We start from the raw sequence: 18,970 nt of genomic DNA, 5'->3' as shown, positions 1-18,970 counted from the left end.
GGTGACCGGCCGCTGTCGTGTCGATCGGTCAGAGCCGAGCGGCGCCGGCCGCGGTGGCCTCCTGCACGGCCGAGGTGCGGCGGACCTCGGCCCGCTGGTCACCGGCGTCCTCCCGGTCCGCACCGGCCACCCGGCCAGCCCGGTTGGTGGTCGTGGCCGCCTGGTCGCCGGTCACGCCACCACGGATCCGGTTGTTGGCGGCCACCTGGGCGACCGGGTCGTTGCCGGTCACCGTCAACTGACCGTTGATGATGTTGTCGTCGACGGTGACGCCGCCGGTGGTGCTGGTGATGCTGACGTCCCCACCCCAGTAGCCACCGGAGGCGCAGCTGTCGAGGGCGCCGTTCGGGCCGACCTGCACGCCGCCCACGTTGCCGGCGAACGTGGCCCTGCCGCGTACCGCGCTGCCGCACACGACACTGCCGGTGGCGCTGTTGAGCACCGACAGCGTGCCGTCGACGAACGAGTCGTGCAGGTCGGTGTAGTAGGTGCCGGTGCTGCTGAGGTTGCGCTGCACCTGGGTGCCCCGGTCGAGCCGGACCTCACCCGCGCCGACTGTGACGTTCCCGGCGACCGTCGACTCCTCGGCGAACAGGAAGCTGTCGATGGTCGCGCTGCCCTTCGGCCGCACGGTCACGGTGCCGGTCTGTGCGTCCTTGAGGAAGATGCCGTATCCGCCGGCGGCCAGCACCACCTGGCCGTCGACTGTGGTGTCGGTGGCGTCGAGGTAGCCGTCCGCGGCGACGCGGACCTCGCCGCTGACCCGCCCACCGGTCACCACCAGGTTGCCGCCGGCCGCGACGGTGACGTTGCCGGTGATCGTGGTGCCGGTGAGCGCGCAGGACTCCCCCGCCGGCACGTACAGGTCGTTGGGCACGGTCACCGCCCCACCGGTGCCGATGCAGTGGGTGACCAGGTCGGCGTGGGCGGTGGGTGCCACGGCCAGCACCGAGGCGGCGACGACGGCGCTCACGGTGGCCAGCTTGGCGACGGTACGTCCGGGCATCGTTGTACTCCCTGTCGATGAGATTCGAGGACTCATGCGCCGACGTCCGATCGGGCCGCGGCCCGGACGATGGCGCCCTGCTGCCGCCGGTCGAGCGTTCCGTCGGCCACCAGCGCGGTGGTGACCGCCTCGACGTGCCGGACGAAGTGGGCGTGGCCGGGGTAGTCGGCGTGTTCGTCGATCAGATCGTTGATGGTGCAGCCGTCGCCGGTGTCGACGTTGCCGACCCCGGTGTCGTCACCGTCGATGACCACTGTGGCCCGGGTGTCGGACCCGGGGCAGGCGTCGGTGCCGTCGGCCACCACGGTGAACGTCGTCGACTGCTCGGTGGAGGCGTTGCCCGCGGCGTCGGTCGCCCGGTACCGCAGGGTGTGCGCGCCGGTGGCGCGGACCGTGACCGGGGTGGCGTATGCCGTCCAGCCCCCGGTGTCGAGCGCGTACTCGACCGACGCCACACCGGAGCCGGCGTCGGTCGCGGTGACGGTGACGGTGACGGCGCCGACGTACGCGCCGTCGCCGTCGCGCTCGCCGGTCACCGTGACGGCCACGGCCGGCGGTGTGTCGTCCTCCTCCGGCGGGGCGACGACGGTGAAGTGGGACATCTGCTCCGCCGACGTGTTGCCGGCGACGTCGGTGGCCCGGTAGTGCAGCATGTGCATCCCGGCCGCGTTCACGACGACCGGATTCGTGTACGCGGTGAAGGCTGCCCCGTCCAACGCGTACTCGATGGTGGCGACACCGGATCCGGCATCGGTGGCGGTCAGCGTGGCGGTGGCCGTACCGATGTAGTTGCCGTCGCCGTCCTGCTCGCCGGCCAGTGCGGCCGTGACCACCGGCGCGGTGGTGTCGTCCTCCCCCGGCTCGACGATCCGGAACGACACCGAGCCGACCGCGCTGACGTTGCCGTCCTGGTCGGTGGCCCGGAACTGCACCGAGTGGTCACCGATCGCGGTCACCCGCACCGGCTCGGTGTACGGCAGGAAGCTGGTGTCGTCGACCTGGTACTCGACGGTCTCCACACCGGAGCCGGTGTCGGTGGCCGTCACGGTCACCGTGGCCGCGCCCAGGTAGTTGCCGTCGCCGTCGCGGTCACCGGCCACGGCGGCGGTCACCGTCGGCGGCGTGGTGTCGTCGCCTCCGCCGCCGTCGGTGACCACCAGCTCACCGACCATCTGGCTGTGCCCCGGGATCGAGCAGAAGTAGCGGTACCGGCCCGGGGTTAGCGTCACTGTCGCCTGGTGGCGGCCGTTGTTGGCGTCGAACGGGCTGGCCAGGATGTTCAGCGTGACGTCGTGGTTGTAGCCCTCGGTGCTGGTGTCGAAGGTCAGCGTGTGCGGCATCCCGATGGTGTTGCCGGTGGCCTCGCTGTTCTCCCAGATGATCGTGGTCTCGCCGGCCACCGCCTGGGCGGGTGCGGACTTGTAGCGGGTGATGTCGCCGTCGGCGGTCCAGGTCAACACCTGTTCCGCGACGCGCGGGGCGGCGGAGGCGGGCGTCGCGGCCCACGGGATCACCGTGAGCAGGAACGCCGCCAGCGCAGCCGTCAGTCGTCGGGTCATCGTCTCTCCTAGAGCTCGCGCACGCGGACGTTGCGGAACTCGGTCAGGTCGTTGTCACCGTGGTTCTGCAGGCCGATGAAGCCGCGCAGGAACTGCCGCAGGTCCGTCGGCGGGTCGCCGGCGCGGGACGACTGCTTGCCCGGCGTGTTGTCGAACTCGTTGATCACCACACCGTTGCGGACCATCGTGTAGTGCTGCCCGACGACGCGGATCTCGTAGTCGTTCCACTGCTCCTTCGGGGTGACGCCGGCCTGGGCGAGCGGCACCGGGTCGAAGTTGTAGACCGAGCCGGTCTTCTGCGGCTCGCCGGTCTCACCGTCGTAGATCTGGATCTCGTGTCCGCAGTAGATCGCCACCCAGGCCTGCGAGGTGCGGGCCGATCCGACAGTGCCGCAGCTGCCCGGCGGGCGTTGCTCCAGCGGGATCCGCGGGTCCGGGAAGCGGGTGAAGACGCCGGTGTTGGCCCGGCCGGTGCCTGGTGCGATGTCGCGGAACTGCACCTTCAGCGAGAAGTCGCCCAGTTCCTTCGTGTGCCAGAGCATGCCCAGGCCGCCGCTGGAGCGCAGCGAACCGTCCGGCTGGATGGCGAACGAGCCCGTCGGCGCCTGCTCCCAGCCGCGCAGCGACTCGGCGGTGCCGTCGAAGAGCGGCTCGTAGCCGGTGCGCCCGTTCCGACCGACCTCCGACGCCGCGGCCAGGCGGGTGAGGGTGCCGGACTCCCGGGCCGTGAGCAGGTCGTCGTCCTGCAACGCGCGGGTCACCGCGCCCACGTGTCGGACGAAGGCGTCGTGGTCGGTCCAGGTGCTCTCGTCGTCGATCAGGTCGTTGATCGTGCAGCCCTGCCCGACCGGGCGACTGGGCACCCCGGTGTCCGTGTCGTCGAGCCACACGTTCTGCCGGCTGTCGGGCACCGCGCAGCCCACCGTGACAGTGCTCTGCACCGTCGCGGTCTCACCGTCGGCGTACGTGACGGTCAGCTTCGCGGTGTAGGTGCCGACAGTGGCGTACGTGTGCCGGGGGTTCGCCTCGGTGGACGTGGTGCCGTCGCCGAACTCCCACCGGTGGCTGACGCCTCCGGAGCGGGCGCCGTCGAAGGCGATGGTGAGCGGCTTGTTCTGCACGGCGACTGAGTTCGCCGCCGGCACCGGGGTGGGCGCGCCACCGGTGTAGGTGATCCGGATCAGCTTCTGGTTGGGGTGCAGGCTGAAGAAGCCGCCGCCGTAGTCCAGCAGGTAGAGCGCGCCGTCCGGGCCGAACTTGGCGTCCATCCAGCTCTGCAGCCGGGCGTCGCCGTTGCCGCCCGGAATGATGGCGCGCAGGGACTCGGCGTACACCGGTGGGGTGGCCTGCGGCACGCCGGCCGGGTCGACGGTGACCGCTACCCGGTTGGCGGCGTTGGACTGGTCGCCGATGAACCACTTACCGTCCCAGTGCTCCGGCCACGCCACACCGCTGGTGGTGTCGACGAGTTCCCGGTGGTACGTCGGGCCGGACATGATGGCCTGCCCGCCGCCGCGCAGGTACGGCTGGGTGTAGGTGGCATCGGCCGCGACGTAGGTCGGCAGGCCGCTGCCGTCGGTCCGCTTCGGGAAGACCGGGCCGCCGCCGTCGGGCGAATACCAGATCATGTTGTCCCGGGCGGCGGGGATGTCCACCAGACCGGTGTTGCGGGGCGAGGTGTTCTTCAGGTTGTCGCAGTCGTACCAGCCGGTCAGCACCGTCGCGTCGGTGCTGCTGCGGTCCCGGTACGGCTGCCGGTTGCCCATGCAGTACGGCCAGCCCTGGTTACCGGCGGAGGTGATGATGGTGGCCGTCTCGTACTTGGCCGGGCCCAGGGTGGGGCTGGGCGACGAGGCGTCCGGGCCGACCCAGCCCGCGGTCAGCCACTGGTGCACCGGGTCGATCTGGAGGCGGGCGATGTTGCGTACGCCCATCACGTAGATCTCCGGGCGGGTCTTCTCGGTGCCCGGTGGGAACAGGTTGCCCTCCGGGATGGTGTACGTCCCGTCGGCCTCCGGGTGGATCCGGATGATCTTGCCGGCGAGGTCGTTGGTGTTGCCCGAGGTGCGGCGGGCGTCCTGGAACGAGATCCCCTGGTACTCCTGGGTCCAGTTGTTGCCGGAGTAGCCCTGCGACCCCTCGGAGGAGTTGTTGTCGCCGGAGCCGACGTAGAGGTTGCCCTTGGCGTCGAACGCCATGCCGCCGCCCGCGTGGCAGCAGCTGTGCACCTGCACCGGGAACTGCAACAGGTCCTTGCGGGTGCTCTGGTCGATGGTCTGCGCCTGGCGGTCGTAGGTGAACCGCGAGATGGTGCGCTGCCCGACCCGCTGCACCCGGTCGACCGACTCGTGCGGCATCCAGTAGACGTAGAGCCAGCCGTTGTCGGCGAACTTCGGGTCGGGCACGATGCCGAGCAGGCCCTCCTCGTTCTTCACCAGCTCCGAGCCGCTGCCCCGGTTGCCCATCACCTCCAGGGTCGTGAGCAGTTTTGCCTGTTTGGTCCGTGGGTCCCAGGAGTGGATGGTGCCGCAGCCCAGGCCGACCTTCGGGTTGTTCCAGTCCGCGATCGGGCCGCTCGGGCAGGCCGCCTTGCCGACGTAGAAGACCGTGCCGTCGGGCGCGATGGTGAGCCCGTGCGGCTCGCCGATCTGGTCCAGTTGCCCGGTCTGGTTGGCCGCGGTGAGTCGCTCCACCTTGTAGTTCGCGGCGATCGTGGCCTGGCAGTCACCGCGTACGCGGCCGGTGGTCCAGTTGAGAGCCCCGGTGAGGTGCGTGCGGAACGCCTCCTCGCCGTAGCTGCCCTCGGTGTGACCCATGCCGGTGTAGAACGACCGGCCGCCGTCGTAGTCCCGGCACCAGGACACCGGGTGGAAGGCGCCGTTGGCGGCCGCTCCCGGGTTGTAGTGCCGCTCCTCGACCTGGGCGAGGGTGTGCACCGTGCCGATCGGGTTCGGGTCCCAGTTCTCCCAGCGGTCGGATCGGGTGATGGTCAGCGGCAGCGACGCCGTGGCCGGGTGTTTCCGGTCCAGGATGTCGACCACCGCGCGGTTCACCGCGGGCGGCTCCGGAGCGGTGGTGCTGCCGGTGAACAGGCGCAGGTCGGCGAGCTGGACCAGCGGTTCGCCGCTGTTCGCGGTGACGTTGAGCCGGTAGCGCGTGAACTCCTGCGGGGTGGCGATGTCAAACCGGCGGGTCTGGTACCGGTCCGGGAAGCTCTGGCCGGTGCGCCGGTCCAGATCGGTCCAGGTCTGGCCGTCCGTGGAGCCCTGGAGGGTCCAGTCCTTCGGGTCCCGGCCGGAGGAGTCGTTGGCCGACGTCAACGCGTACCCGGTGATCCGCTTGGGTGCGCTCAACTCGTACGCCACCCAGGCGGTCGGGGTGCGGACGAGCCACTTCGTGTTGGCGTCGCCGTCGGTCAGCTTCTCCTTGGTCTCGTTGGGTGGGTTCTCACCACTGGCGGTCACCCGGGCCACCGGCTCGGCCACCGGGATGGCGCCCGCCGGGCGGGTGCCGATCAGGCCGGTGAACCAGGTGGAGTCGACCTGGGCGCGGGCGGCGTCGGCGATGCCGACGAAACCGCCGCCGGCCTTCATGTAACTCTGCAGCGCCGACTCCTGGTCGCGGTTGAGCGCGGCGCCCGTCGCGGAGAGAAACACCACGCTGCGGTACGCGGACAACTTGGCCGTGGTGAAGACAGCGGGGTCCGTGGTGGCCGTGACATCGATGTCATGACCGGCAGCAAGCTGTTTGATGGTGTCCACCGCACGGGCCACCGGGTCCTGCTGCTCGGCCACCGGCCCGTGGAACACGAGGACGGCGGTCCGCTGCGCCTGCGCTGCCTGCGGGGCGGCTGCCGGTGGCGGCGCGGCTGCCGCCGTCGTCGCGGGAATCAGTGTCGCGAAGGCCGCTACCGCGGCAAGAACTCGTCGTATTTTTCTGGTCATCCCCGTCCCCACTTTCGGTTAACTTCCGTGCGTGTGGGTGTGGCCCTGGAACCGGTGGATCGCCTCCTCGGCGCCCGGTGGCATGCTGCCGTCGGCGTTGCGCACCAGGAAGATCCCGGCCATGCCGCCGTCGGAGTGGGTCTGCACGTGGCAGTGGTACATCCACGCCCCGGGTCCGACGCCCTCCCCGGCCAGCACCTGGAAACCGAACGAGCTGCCCGGGTTGAGGTCCTTGTTGTCGACGACCAGGCTCGGGTCGCTCGGGCCCTCCAGCATTCCGGTGCGGTTGTCCGCCCAGCGGTGGGCGTGCAGGTGGAAGGTGTGGAAGAGGTTGCCGTGGCCGATGGCGATCCACTCCACCCGCTGGCCCAGGTTGGCCTCGAACATGGGCGTGGCCGGCGCCATCCGGTTGTTGATCATCATGTCGTGGAACACGACAGTGAACTGCTTCTCCGGCAGGATGTCGCCACGGCGCCGGACGATCAGCGCCCCGTACAGTCCCTTCGCGACACCGGCGGTGCCGTGGTCGGTGCCCATCGCGTGATCGTGGTAGTGCCAGTAGCCGGCGCTGCCCGGCATGTACCGCCGACCCGCCGCGGCCACCATCTCGTGGGAGCGCCAGACGTACGTCCGTGTCTCACCGGGATTGTTGAACGAGGCGTTGAACGGGCTGCCGTCGGACTCGGTGCTGTAGTCCACCCCGTGCGGATGGATGGACAACCGCTGGTCGGTCGTGTTGACCAGGGTGATCTCCAGGGTGTCGCCCTCGTACATCTCCAGCAGTGGCCCGGGCACGGTGGCCTGACCGGGCGCGAGGCCGTAGCCGAACAGGTTGCCGGGCAACTGCTCGGCGTAGATGGTGATCTTCTTGGTGACGCCGGCGGCCGCCCGGGCGGGGCTGCCTCCGAACGCGGTGCCGATCGTCGGGGCGGACGCACCCAACGCCCCGGCGGCGAGCGCGCCGGTGGCGATCAGCGATCGGCGGGACAGGTGGCGGTGGGAGCCAACGGCGTGATCGTCCATGGGTCTCCGTTCCCAACCGGGCGAAGACGCGACGAGGACAGGGTGCATCGACCCGAGCACGGGGGCGGTAGCACGACTGAGGGTGAGGCTCGTCGCGAACTTTGCTCGGAAGACTCAAGACTTTCGGTGGATGACAGCAACTTATGTAATCCATCGACGAAAGTACAGGGTCTGATTGCAAGAAGATTACCTTGACATCACGACGGCCGTCGATTGACATGAAGCTGACACACAGGCCGCCAGAACGACGTCGGGCCGCCTCATCGCTGAGGCGGCCCGACGTACAGGATCAGTTGGTCAGAGGTTGTGGCGGTCGTCAGCCGGCAGGCCGGGGGTCTCCGGCGGCTCGGGCGACTGGTCGGTCTGACCGAGCTGGGCGACCCGGGTCGGGTCGAGGACCCGGGAGAGGAACGCACGGGTCCGCTCGTGCTTCGGGGCGCCCAGCACCTCCTGCGGTGGCCCCTGCTCGACCACCACCCCACCGTCCATGAACACGACCCGGTCGGCGACGTCGCGGGCGAAGGCCATCTCGTGGGTGACCACCATCATCGTCATGCCGTCCTCGGCCAGTTTGCGCATGACGGTGAGCACGTCCCCGACCAACTCCGGGTCCAGCGCGGAGGTGGGCTCGTCGAAGAGCATCACCTTCGGCTCCATCGACAGCGACCGGGCGATGGCCGCCCGCTGCTGCTGCCCACCGGAGAGCTGCGCCGGGAATACGTCGGCCTTGTCGGTCAGCCCGACGCGTTCCAGGTTGGCCCGGGCGACGCGCTCGGCCTCGGCCCGGCCGCGCTTGAGCACCCGACGCTGCGCGATGGTGAGGTTGCTCAGCACGGTCAGGTGCGGAAACAGGTTGAACGACTGGAAGACCATGCCGATGCCGCGGCGTACCGCGTCGACCTCGACATCCGGGTCGGTCATCTCGACCCCGTTCACCCAGATCCTGCCGGCCGTCGGCTCCTCCAACAGGTCGACGCAGCGCAGCAACGTCGACTTGCCGGACCCGGACGGCCCGATCACGCAGACCACCTCACCCTGGCCGACCTCGAAGTCGATGCCCTTGAGCACCTCGAGCGGCCCGAAGGACTTGTGCAGGTCGCGGATCTCGATGGCAGGGCGGGATGGGGTCGTCGTCATGCGGTCACCGGGCCTTGGCGTAGCGGAGTTCGAGGCGACGTACCACCTGGGACAGGGGCAGAGTGATGATCAGGTAGGCGAGGCCGGCCACCAGCAGCGGGGTGGCGTTCACCCGGTCGTTCAGCATGTCCCGACCGAACTTGGTGATCTCGATGGTCTGCGCCGTCACGCCCAGCACGTACGCCAGCGACGAGTCCTTGGTGAGCAGGATGAGCTCGTTCGTCAGCGGCGGGATCACGATCCGGAACGCCTGCGGGATGACGATCGTGCGCATGGCCGTGAAGTGCGACATGCCGAGGGTGCGCGCCGCCTCCATCTGCCCCTTGGGGACGGCCTGGATGCCGGCACGGATGGTCTCGGCCATGTAGGCCGCCGCGGTCAACCCGAGGCCGATCGCGATCGAACCGAACACCCCGCCCGGGATCTCCCGCTCCGGGAAGGCGATCGGGATGCCGTACCCGACGAGGAACAGCACCAGCAGGGCGGGTAGACCCCGGAACAGCTCGATGTACGCCGTCGCCACCCAGCGGTACGGCGCGACCCGGGACAGCCGCATCAGCGCCAGGATGGTCCCGAACACGAGACCGAAGGCGAACGCGCCCAGCGTGTAGAGGATGGTGTTGCGCAGCGCCACGGTGATGATCGTCGGGAACATCGACTTGATGATGTCGACGCGGAAGAACGCGTCGGCCAGCCTGTCCCAGTCGGCGGCGAAGAGAACCGCGGCGATGACGGCGATGAAGACCAGGTACTGGAGCCCGAGGGACAACCGCTCCCGCTGGCGGCGTCGCAGCTTCACGTTCGCTCGTTGCCTTCCCGGAGATTACCGACACGGAGGGCGCGCGGGGCGCACGCCCTCCGGTACCACGCGATGATCAGGCGCTCGGCCGCTTGCCGATCCACTTCTCGTAGATCGTGTCGTACGTGCCGTCCTGCTTGGCCTTGGCCAGCACCTCGTTGATCTTCTTGAGCAGCTCCGGGTTGGCGTCCTTCTTCACGGGGAAGCCGTACTGCTCGCCGGTGTCGAACTCAGCGGAGACCTCGAACCCGCCCGGGTTCTTCTTGAGGTACTCGCTCCAGACCGGCAGGTCGTTGATGGCGGCCTCGACCTGGCCGTTGGCGACGGCCTGCTGCAGGGCGGCGAGGTCCTCGAACTCGACGAGCTGAAGGCCCTTCTCCGCCTCGAACTTCTTGGCGTAGTCACGACCCGTGGTGGCCGCCTGGACACCGAACTTCTTGCCCTTGAGGTCGTCGAGCGACTTGTACGGCTTACCGGTCTTCACCAGCAGCGCCTGCGTGGCGTCGAAGTACGGGTCGGAGAAGTTCATCACCTTCTGCCGTTCCTCGGTGATCGTCATGCCGGCGGCGGCCGCATCGCACTTGCCGGTGTTCAGGTCCTGGCCGGACTTGATCCCCTCGAACGGGGTGTCGATGATCGTCTGCTCGACACCCAGCTCCTTGGCCACCAGGTCCATGATCTCGACGTCGAAGCCGGTGACCTTGCCGCTGGCGTCCTTCGACTGGAACGGCGGGTACGGCAGGTGGGTGCAGACGGTCAGCTTGCCCGCCTCGACCAGCTTGACCCCGCTCGCCTGGACCTCGCTGTCGTCCTTCTTGGCACAACCCGCGCTCAGCGCGAGGGCGGCGATGGCCGCGACGAGACCGGCCCGACGGACGGCAGTTGGGAACCTCACGGCTGTGTCCCTCCGATGCGGCTTCCCTTGCACAGAAAGCCAATCTGGTTCATAGACTTTGCGATAAGCGACCGTACCCGATCCGGCCGACCACTCCCAGATCTTGAGCGGCCGTCCGGCCGCCACGGCAGCAGCGCCCGCAGTCGAACCAGACATCAAGCAGCAAAGCGCCGCTCAGCCGCCGGTCCCCTCGGGCGCCCCGTCCGGCGTGAGCGCCCCCTCGTGGGAGTCTGTGTCGAGGAACACGTGCTGATGGCCGTGCCCGGCGTCGACGCTGACCTGGTCGAGCTGGGTCGCCGCGACAGACCACATCGTCACCGCCTGGGCCGCCTGTCGCGCCGTGACGGCCAGCAGGGCCGCACGCTGCGCCGCAGGGACGTCGGCGGCCAGCGCGTACGCGTCGACGGCCAGCGACGCCTGCTGGATCGCCGCCCGCAACCCTCCACGCGCCACGTTGGTGGCGGTGGTGCCCGACGGTGGGTCAGCGAACGGCTCGGCTGCCTGGCGCATGGTCTCCCGCCATTGGCGCGCCTGGCCCGGATCCGGCGCACGCCCGGCTGACGTCTCCGTCTTGATGGCGGCCAGGACGGGGGCGACCTGGTCGCGGACGCGTCGGGCCGTTTCGGTCAGCTCCAGGATCTGCTGAGCGTCCCGCTTTGCATCGGCCTCCTGGATGGTCGCGATGGCCGCCTCGGTGGCGTCCGGGCGACCCACCTGGTAGCCGACCAGCCCACCCAACAGGGCGGTGACCAGCGCGACCGCCCCCGCGACCGCCACGAAGCGTGTCGCGCGGCGATGGCGCACGTCGGCTTTGTCCGACAGGTAGGAAGGCCGGCCGGTGCGACGCGCCATCGCATCTCCTCACATCGATGGAGTGTGGGGCAACAGATTAGTCGCCTTTCCGGACGCCCGTCGATGGTGGCGCGGGTGGCGTGAACGCCGACGAGCCCCGGCCGATCCACTAGCGATCGGTCGGGGCTCGTCGGTGTCAGGCGGTCAGGCGATGTCGAAGCGGTCGAGCTCCATGACCTTGGTCCAGGCTGCCACGAAGTCGGCCACGAACTTGTCGCGGGCGTCCTGGCTGGCGTAGACCTCGGCGAGGGCCCGCAGCTGCGAGTTGGAACCGAAGATGAGGTCGACCGCGGTGGCGGTCCACTTCACCTCGTCGGTGGCCAGATCGCGGATCTCGTACACGTGCTCCTCGGACTTCGACGCGCTCCACCGGGTGCCCGGGGACAGCAGGTTGGCGAAGAAGTCGTTGGTGAGCACGCCCGGCCGGTCGGTGAGGACACCGTGCTGGGCACCAGCGGTGTTGGCGCCGAGGGAACGCAGGCCGCCGACCAGGACGGTCATCTCGGGCGCGGTCAGGTTGAGCATGTAGGCGCGGTCGATGAGCAGCACCTCCGGCTGGGTCTTCTCGCCGGGACGCAGGTAGTTGCGGAAACCGTCGGCGCGCGGCTCGAGGACCCGGAACGACTCGACGTCGGTCTGCTCCTGCGTGGCGTCGGTGCGGCCCGGCCGGAACAGCACTGTCACCTCGACGCCGGCGTCACGCGCCGCCTTCTCGACGGCTGCCGAACCGGCCAGCACGATCAGGTCGGCGAGCGAGATCTTCGCGCCGCCGGCCTCGTTGAACTCCCGCTGGATGCCCTCCAGGGTGGTCAGGACCGTCGCGAGCTGCTCCGGCTGGTTGACCTCCCAGTTGCGCTGCGGCTCAAGACGGATCCGTGCGCCGTTGGCGCCACCACGCTTGTCGGTGTAGCGGAAGCTCGCGGCGGACGCCCAGGCGGTGGAGACCAACTGGGCGGTCGTCAGACCGGACTCCAGGACCTTCGCCTTGAGCGCGGCGATGTCGGCGTCACCCACGAGCTCGTGGTCGACGGCCGGCACCGGGTCCTGCCACAGCTGCGGCTCGGCCACCCACGGCCCGAGGAAACGCTCGATCGGACCCATGTCGCGGTGCAGCAGCTTGTACCAGGCCTTGGCGAAGGCCAGCGCGAACTGGTCGGGGTTCTCCAGGAAGCGGCGCGAGATCTTCTCGTACGCCGGGTCGACACGCAGCGACAGGTCGGTCGTGAGCATCGTCGGCTTGTGCTTCTTCGACGGGTCGTGGGCGTCCGGGATGATCGCCTCGGCGTCCTTGGCGACCCACTGCTTCGCGCCGCCCGGGCTCGTGGTGAGCTCCCACTCGTAGCCGAACAGGATCTCGAAGAAGCGGTTGCTCCACTGCGTCGGCACGTCGGTCCACGTCACCTCGAGCCCGCTGGTGATCGTGTCACCGCCCTTGCCGCTGCCGTGGGTGCTCAGCCAGCCCAGGCCCTGCGCCTCCAGCGGGGCGCCCTCGGGCTCCGGACCCACGTGGTTGTCGGCGACGCCGGCACCGTGGGTCTTGCCGAAGGTGTGGCCACCGGCGATGAGGGCGACGGTCTCCTCGTCGTTCATCGCCATCCGGGCGAAGGTCTCGCGGATGAAGTGCGCCGCCGCGAGCGGGTCGGCGTTGCCGCGAGGCCCCTCCGGGTTGACGTAGATGAGACCCATCTCGGTCGCCCCGACGCCAGCCGCCATCTCCTTCTCGGTGGCGTAGCGCTCGTCGCCGAGCCAGGTGTCCTCCGGGCCCCAGAAGATCTCCTCGGGCTCCCACACGTCCTCGCGACCGAAGCCGAAGCCGAAGGTCTTGAAGCCCATCGACTCCAGGGAGACGTTACCGGCGAGCACGATCAGGTCGGCCCAGGAGATCTTCTGGCCGTACTTCTGCTTGACCGGCCAGAGCAGCCGACGGGCCTTGTCGAGGTTGGCGTTGTCCGGCCAGCTGTTCAGCGGAGCGAAACGCTGACCACCGTCGCCGGCTCCACCGCGACCGTCCTCGATGCGGTACGTGCCGGCGGAGTGCCAGCTCATCCGGATCATCAGGCCGCCGTAGTGGCCGAAGTCGGCCGGCCACCAGTCCTGCGAGGTGGTGAGGGCCTCGGTGATGTCCCGCTTGAGGGCCTCGACGTCGAGCTTGGCGAACTCCTTGGCGTAGCTGAAGTTCTCGCCCAACGGGTTGCCCTTGGACGAGTGGGCGTGCAACACCGAGAGGTCGAGCTGGTTGGGCCACCAGTCCCGGTTGGTGCGCGGACGACCGCCGGTCTTCGGGGTCGGCGAGTCGATCGCCGGGTTCTCGCTCTCGCTGCCGTGCGCGGTCACCGAGTCGTGCGCGACCGGGCAGCCGGCCGCTGCCTTCTGGTCCACGCCCTGCGCACTGGTGGGGCCGTTGTCCTGGGTGTCGCTCATGTAATTCCTTCCGAGCTTGCGGATCTCTGGGGCGTGCGTTCGGTCGCGCAGTCGGGACAGGTGCCCCAGTAGACGACCTCCGCCTCGTCGACCACGAAACCATGGTCGTCGGAGGCGGTGAGACAGGGAGCGTGGCCGACGGCGCAGTCGACGTCGGCGATCGCGCCGCAGGAGCGGCACACGATGTGGTGGTGGTTGTCCGCGACCCGGGACTCGTAGCGGGCGGTCGCCCCGGCCGGCTGGATGCGCCGCACCAGACCAGCGTCGGTGAGCACCCGCAGCACGTCGTACACCGCCTGGTGGGACACCGTGGGATGATCCGCCCGGACCAGCGCGATCACGGCGTCGGTGCCGACGTGCGGGTGGTCGCGCAGCGCCGCGAGCACCGCCAGTCGAGGCCGGGTCACCCGCAACGAAGCGGCCCGCAGTTGCGCCTCGAAGTCGGACATCACCCGACGAACACTAGCTCACTATTTTGGAACGAATCAAGTTTCACGCCGATCCCGCGCCACCGTGTCCGACCGGTTCCACCCACGCTCCTGAGCCAGAGTAAAAATAATCCGGACGGCCATGTCGAGAACCGGCGACCAGCTCCGTCCCCGGGGTGAAGGCGGCCACGAAGGGCCCGACACCCGCACCGAGGAGAAGACGATGGCGAAGTACCTGCTGCTCAAGCACTACCGCGGCGCCCCGAGCGGGGTCAACGACGTACCCATGGACCAGTGGACGCCGCAGGAGATCACGGCGCACATCGCGTACATGAACGACTTCGCGGCACGGCTCGAGCAGACCGGCGAGTTCGTCGACGGTCAGGCCCTGGCCCCCGACGGGGTGTTCGTCCGGTACGACGGTGAGGGCCGCCCGCCGGTCACCGACGGCCCGTTCGCCGAGACCAAGGACCTCATCGCCGGCTGGATGGTGATCGACGTCGACAGCTACGAACGCGCCGTCGAGCTGGCCGGGGAGCTGTCCGCCGCTCCCGGAAAGGACGGGAAGCCGATCCACGAGTGGCTCGAACTGCGCCCGTTCCTGACCGAGCCGCCCACCATCACGGAGTGAACGAGGCACTGATCCGGAGCCTCACGCCGAGTGTGCTCGGGGTCCTCGTCCGCCGCGGAGCTGACTTCGCGGCGGCCGAGGACGCCGTACAGGATGCGCTGGTCGAGGCGATCCGCGTCTGGTCGGCCGACCCGCCACGGGACCCGAAGGGCTGGCTCGTCACCGTGGCCTGGCGCCGGTTCCTCGACGCGACCCGGGCGGACGCGGCCCGCCGTCGGCGTGAGGACCTCGTCGACGAGGAACCTCCGCCCGGCCCCACCCCGGCGGTGGACGACACGCTCCAGCTCTACTTCCTGTGCGCCCACCCGTCGCTGACGCCGTCGTCAGCGGTCGCGCTCACGCTGCGCGCCGTCGGCGGGTTGACCACCCGCCAGATCGCCCAGGCCTACCTGGTGCCCGAGGCGACCATGGCGCAGCGCATCAGCCGGGCCAAGCGCACCGTCTCCGGAGTGCGGTTCGACCAGCCCGGTGACGTCGCCACCGTGCTGCGCGTCCTCTATCTGGTCTTCAACGAGGGCTACTTCGGCGACGTCGACCTCGCCGCCGAAGCCATCCGGCTCACCCGGCAGCTCGCGGCCGCGATCGACCACCCCGAGGTGGCGGGGCTGCTCGCCCTCATGCTGCTGCACCACGCCCGGCGCGCCGCCCGGAGGGCGGCCGACGGCAGCCTGGTGCCGCTGGCCGAGCAGGACCGCGGCCGATGGGACACCGCGTTGATCGCCGAGGGCGTCGGAATCCTCCAGGCGGCCCTCGCCCGGGACCGACTGGGCGAGTTCCAGGCCCAGGCCGCCATCGCGGCGCTGCACGCCGACGCTCCGACCGCCGGGGAGACCGACTGGGTGCAGATCGTCGAGTGGTACGACGAACTCGCGCTGCTGACCGACAGCCCGATCGTCCGGCTCAACCGCGCGGTCGCCGTCGGCGAGGCCGACGGCCCGCGCGCCGGCCTCGCGGCGCTCGCGACACTGGACGACGCACTGCCCCGCTACACGGCGGTCGCGGCCTACCTGCACGAGCGCGACGGCGGCGCGGCGACGGCGGCGCGGCTGTACGCCGAGGCGGCCCGGAGGGCCGCCAACCTGGCCGAGCGCGACCACCTGACCCGCCAGGCCGCGCGGCTCAACGCCCTCCGGAGCTGACCGGGCTCCTGCCTGCCTCGCACCCTTTGACCGCCGGGTGATTGCGGTCCGGAAAGTCTCCGGAAGTTCTCGGCAGGCTCTTCTCGCGTGCTCATCGACCGACACAGCTCCCAGGGAGAGCGTCTCGGCTTCTGATCGACTACTGACCTGGATAGATACCGCTCCCACGGCAGACGGCCGGTCGCCGCGACGTTGCCAGCGTGTTTCCGGAAATTGTTGACAAGTCGACGGCCGGGTTAATACGGTCGCCATCGACGGCGCTCAATTGCCGTCAGCACCAGTCACCGCGACCCACTCCTCCGGTCGTCGCGCAGGACGACCGGCCACCACCACGCGGTACGACGCCGATGGCCGTCCCGGGCCACCGACAGCCTGCGGGCCGTATCGCACCGCTGGCCCCCGCCAGCCGCCACAAGGAGGAACACGTTAATGATCGACACCGGCGAGATCCCCACCAGACCCCGGAGGCGTGGCCGCATGCGGCTGCTCCTCGGCGCCGCCTGCGCCGCCGTCCTGGCCGTCACCGGCACGATGACCGCCACCAACGCGTACGCGGAGGCCGACCGGACCCTCACCTCGAACCTCACCGGCACGCACAACGGCTACTTCTTCTCGTTCTGGAAGGACAGCGGCAACGCCAGCATGACGCTGCGCGCCGACGGCCGTTACACCAGCAGTTGGGACAGGAGCACCAACAACTGGGTCGGCGGCAAGGGTTGGGCCACCGGCAACCGACGGACGGTCACCTACTCGGGCAGCTACAACCCGGGCAACAACAACACCTACCTCGCCCTGTACGGATGGACGCGCAACCCGCTCATCGAGTACTACGTGGTGGAGAACTTCGGCAGCTACAACCCGAGCAGCGGCGCCACCCGGATGGGCACGGTCACCACTGACGGCGGCACCTACGACATCCTGCGCAGCCAGCGGGTCAACGCCCCGTCGATCGACGGCAACCAGACGTTCTACCAGTTCTGGAGCGTCCGCCAGCAGAAGCGCTCGAGTGGCACCATCACCACCGCCAACCACTTCGACGCCTGGGCCCGTGCCGGCTTGAACCTCGGCACCAACCACAGCTACCAGATCATGGCCACCGAGGGCTACCAGAGCAGCGGCAGCTCCGACATCACCGTTCGGGAAGGCGGCGGCAGCAACCCGGACCCGACCACCACCACCAGTCCCCCGCCCGGCAACGGCAACTGCAACGCGACGCTCTCCGCCGGCCAGCAGTGGGGCGACCGGTTCAACCTCAACGTCGCGGTCAGCGGCACCAACAACTGGGTCGTCAGCCTCGGCCTCGGCGGCGGCCAGAGCGTGCAGAACAGTTGGAACGCCTCCGTCAGCGGCACGAGCGGCACGGTAACCGCGAGACCGAACGGCAACGGCAACAACTTCGGGATCACGATCATGGCCAACGGCAACTGGAACTGGCCGACCGTCACCTGCCGCACGGGCTGACCTGGTCAGCTCCTGACAATCACACTCTGGCGTGGCGGCCCCGGCCGCCACGCCAGAGCCGTGCCACGGGTACGTCCCCACCTCGCCTCGGCGTTCCCGGCGCAGGCCGGCCAGCGCTTCCGAAACACGCCCTACACCTGCGGTCGTGCGGTCTGCCCCGCCGCCGACTCATCCCCCGCCGCCGACTCCTCGGTCGACGGCTCGTCGGTCTCATCCGAACCTGGTTCGTCCGTCGGTTCCTCCGTCGTCTCACCCGTCGGGGCTCCCGTCGGTTCAGCCGGGGCACTCTCGGACGTGGTGGGCTCGGGCGTATCCACAGTGCCCCCACCGGGCGACGCCGACGGGCTCGCCGCGGCCCCGCCCGCTGAGCCGGTGGCCGTCGGGGTCGGAGATCCGGGTGCCCGCACCGGCAGACCCGCGGAGTCACGGGTGGCCGGTTCGCCACCGCCGACACCGGGGCCGGGCTCCCCCTGCGGCGGCACCGTTGGCGACACCGCGGGTGGCACCGCGGGAGGGGTCGACGGCCGCCCGGTCGGGCCCGTCATCATCCCGGTGGGATCGGCGAACACCAGGACGGCAGCCGCGGCGGCCAGCGATCCGAGGAGCACCGCGAGCCCGGTGGTCCCAGGGCTGCCCGCCCGACGCGCCCGCCGCTCCGCGCCGCCGAGGGCTGAGCGCCGGGCAACCCGCTGCTCGGCGGGCACCGCGATCGAGGTCGCCGCGGTGGCGGTCCGCAGCAACTCATCTGACGGGTCGGTGACCGCCTGCGCCGCCGTGGCCATGGCCGCCGCCGTCGGAAAGCGGTGGGCGGGCTCCTTGGCCATCGCGGTGGCGACCAGCCGCCGGACCGCGTCCGGAACGTCCTCGGGCAGCGGAGGCGGTTCCTCTCCGAGGTGCCGCAGCGCCACCGCGAGGGCGGTCTCGCCCTGGTGCGGCGGCCGGCCGGCGAGGCAGTGGTAGACGACGGCGCCCAGCGCGTAGATGTCGATCGCCGAAGAGGTCTCGTTCTTCGCGATCTGCTCCGGAGCCATGTACAGGGCGGTGCCGACGACCTGGTTCGTAGCGGTCAGGCTCACCGCCTCCTGCGTCACCGCGACGCCGAAATCGACGAGGACGACGTGGCCGTCCGGCTCGATGATCAGGTTGCTGGGCTTGACGTCCCGGTGGACGACCCCGGCGTCGTGGGCCGCCTGGAGGGCACGGGCGGTCTGCGCGGCGATCGACATCGCCTCGGCCACATCCAGCCGGCCGACCTCGGCGATCCGCTGCGATAGGGGCTGCCCCTGCACGCATTCCATCACGATGTAGGCGAGGACCGGCGCTCCGGCATGCGACACCTCGCCGTAGTCGTAGACCTGGGCGACGCCCGGGTGACGCAGGGCCGCCATCGCCCGGGCCTCGCGGCGGAACCGCTCGCCGAAGCCGGCGTCGGTGACCAGCCGAGGTTGCAGCATCTTGATCGCCACACAGCGGTCCAGGGTTTCGTCGACGGCTCGCCACACGTCGCCCATACCGCCACTGGCGATGCTTTCGACCAGACGGTAACGGTCTCCGACGACTTGCCCCACACTCGGCATGAAGCTTTCGGTACCCCGGACTTCCCGATCTCAAGCACCACCCGGTCGGTCGACCGTCCTCGTGGGTGCGCGCGACCGGCCGCGTCCGGACCGCCCCC

The 18,970-nt window shown here is 69.9% G+C and carries 14 protein-coding genes; 3 read left to right on the top strand and 11 right to left on the bottom strand.

Annotated features, from left to right (window positions below; all coding sequences use genetic code 11):
• Positions 1–28: 28 nt before the first annotated feature.
• The 10 genes from GA0070619_RS09780 to GA0070619_RS09735 all read right to left on the bottom strand — a co-directional run bounded on the left by GA0070619_RS09780 (position 29) and on the right by GA0070619_RS09735 (position 14,088).
• Complete coding sequence (locus GA0070619_RS09780; RefSeq protein ID WP_088947768.1) at positions 29–1,006, bottom strand: hypothetical protein; 978 nt, start codon at positions 1,004–1,006, stop codon at positions 29–31.
• A gap of 32 nt (positions 1,007–1,038) precedes the next feature.
• Positions 1,039–2,565 (bottom strand): OmpL47-type beta-barrel domain-containing protein, encoded by a 1,527-nt coding sequence (locus tag GA0070619_RS09775; protein ID WP_088947767.1) that lies wholly within the window; start codon positions 2,563–2,565, stop codon positions 1,039–1,041.
• Between the two features lie 8 nt (positions 2,566–2,573).
• On the bottom strand, positions 2,574–6,509 hold the full coding sequence (locus GA0070619_RS09770; protein WP_088947766.1) for a ThuA domain-containing protein: 3,936 nt from the start codon (positions 6,507–6,509) through the stop codon (positions 2,574–2,576).
• Between the two features lie 18 nt (positions 6,510–6,527).
• Positions 6,528–7,532 (bottom strand): multicopper oxidase domain-containing protein, encoded by a 1,005-nt coding sequence (locus GA0070619_RS09765; RefSeq protein WP_088947765.1) that lies wholly within the window; start codon positions 7,530–7,532, stop codon positions 6,528–6,530.
• Between the two features lie 297 nt (positions 7,533–7,829).
• Positions 7,830–8,669: an amino acid ABC transporter ATP-binding protein gene (locus GA0070619_RS09760; protein WP_088947764.1), complete on the bottom strand. Its 840-nt coding sequence runs from the start codon at positions 8,667–8,669 to the stop codon at positions 7,830–7,832.
• A gap of 4 nt (positions 8,670–8,673) precedes the next feature.
• A complete protein-coding gene (locus GA0070619_RS09755) occupies positions 8,674–9,468 on the bottom strand; it encodes an amino acid ABC transporter permease (RefSeq protein ID WP_088947763.1) in 795 nt (264 codons plus the stop codon).
• Positions 9,469–9,544: 76 nt separating this feature from the next.
• Entirely contained in the window at positions 9,545–10,363 is an 819-nt protein-coding gene (locus GA0070619_RS09750) for a basic amino acid ABC transporter substrate-binding protein (RefSeq protein WP_088947762.1), read from the bottom strand.
• 174 nt (positions 10,364–10,537) lie between these two features.
• A complete protein-coding gene (locus GA0070619_RS09745; protein WP_088947761.1) occupies positions 10,538–11,215 on the bottom strand; it encodes a hypothetical protein in 678 nt (225 codons plus the stop codon).
• Positions 11,216–11,359: 144 nt separating this feature from the next.
• Positions 11,360–13,636, bottom strand: a complete 2,277-nt coding sequence (gene katG, locus GA0070619_RS09740) for a catalase/peroxidase HPI (protein ID WP_088947760.1) — start codon at positions 13,634–13,636, stop codon at positions 11,360–11,362.
• The gene (locus GA0070619_RS09735; RefSeq protein ID WP_269458571.1) at positions 13,633–14,088 is read right to left on the bottom strand and encodes a Fur family transcriptional regulator; all 456 of its coding nucleotides are present in this window, start codon (positions 14,086–14,088) and stop codon (positions 13,633–13,635) included. The genes katG and GA0070619_RS09735 overlap by 4 nt, the downstream gene beginning before the upstream one ends.
• Positions 14,089–14,287: 199 nt before the next feature.
• On the opposite strand from GA0070619_RS09735, the gene GA0070619_RS09730 reads away from it, so the two are divergent.
• From GA0070619_RS09730 to GA0070619_RS09720, 3 genes are all read left to right on the top strand, one after another.
• The gene (locus tag GA0070619_RS09730; RefSeq protein ID WP_088947759.1) at positions 14,288–14,695 is read left to right on the top strand and encodes a YciI family protein; all 408 of its coding nucleotides are present in this window, start codon (positions 14,288–14,290) and stop codon (positions 14,693–14,695) included.
• Positions 14,692–15,834 (top strand): RNA polymerase sigma factor, encoded by a 1,143-nt coding sequence (locus GA0070619_RS09725; protein ID WP_088947758.1) that lies wholly within the window; start codon positions 14,692–14,694, stop codon positions 15,832–15,834. The genes GA0070619_RS09730 and GA0070619_RS09725 overlap by 4 nt, the downstream gene beginning before the upstream one ends.
• A gap of 429 nt (positions 15,835–16,263) precedes the next feature.
• Positions 16,264–17,295, top strand: coding sequence for a glycoside hydrolase family 11 protein (locus GA0070619_RS09720; protein ID WP_088947757.1), 1,032 nt, complete (start codon positions 16,264–16,266; stop codon positions 17,293–17,295).
• Between the two features lie 131 nt (positions 17,296–17,426).
• Here GA0070619_RS09720 and GA0070619_RS09715 read toward each other — a convergent pair whose 3' ends face one another.
• Positions 17,427–18,872 carry a serine/threonine-protein kinase gene (locus GA0070619_RS09715; protein WP_088947756.1) on the bottom strand — a complete coding sequence of 482 codons (1,446 nt, stop codon included), beginning with the start codon at positions 18,870–18,872 and terminating at the stop codon, positions 17,427–17,429.
• Between the last annotated feature and the right edge of the window lie 98 nt (positions 18,873–18,970).

This window comes from Micromonospora zamorensis (genome assembly GCF_900090275.1).
GTDB lineage: Bacteria > Actinomycetota > Actinomycetes > Mycobacteriales > Micromonosporaceae > Micromonospora > Micromonospora zamorensis.
Note: the sequence above shows the minus strand (reverse complement) of the source record. Positions and strands in the feature narration are given on the sequence as shown.

Excerpts from the sequence above, each read along its gene's own strand:
- GA0070619_RS09780 (WP_088947768.1), bottom strand. The coding sequence starts at position 1,006 with ATGCCCGGACGTACCGTCGCCAAGCTGGCCACCGTGAGCGCCGTCGTC.
- GA0070619_RS09775 (WP_088947767.1), bottom strand. The coding sequence starts at position 2,565 with ATGACCCGACGACTGACGGCTGCGCTGGCGGCGTTCCTGCTCACGGTG.
- GA0070619_RS09770 (WP_088947766.1), bottom strand. The coding sequence starts at position 6,509 with ATGACCAGAAAAATACGACGAGTTCTTGCCGCGGTAGCGGCCTTCGCG.
- GA0070619_RS09765 (WP_088947765.1), bottom strand. The coding sequence starts at position 7,532 with ATGGACGATCACGCCGTTGGCTCCCACCGCCACCTGTCCCGCCGATCG.
- GA0070619_RS09760 (WP_088947764.1), bottom strand. The coding sequence starts at position 8,669 with ATGACGACGACCCCATCCCGCCCTGCCATCGAGATCCGCGACCTGCAC.
- GA0070619_RS09745 (WP_088947761.1), bottom strand. The coding sequence starts at position 11,215 with ATGGCGCGTCGCACCGGCCGGCCTTCCTACCTGTCGGACAAAGCCGAC.
- katG (WP_088947760.1), bottom strand. The coding sequence starts at position 13,636 with ATGAGCGACACCCAGGACAACGGCCCCACCAGTGCGCAGGGCGTGGAC.
- GA0070619_RS09730 (WP_088947759.1), top strand. The coding sequence starts at position 14,288 with ATGGCGAAGTACCTGCTGCTCAAGCACTACCGCGGCGCCCCGAGCGGG.
- GA0070619_RS09720 (WP_088947757.1), top strand. The coding sequence starts at position 16,264 with ATGATCGACACCGGCGAGATCCCCACCAGACCCCGGAGGCGTGGCCGC.
- GA0070619_RS09715 (WP_088947756.1), bottom strand. The coding sequence starts at position 18,872 with ATGCCGAGTGTGGGGCAAGTCGTCGGAGACCGTTACCGTCTGGTCGAA.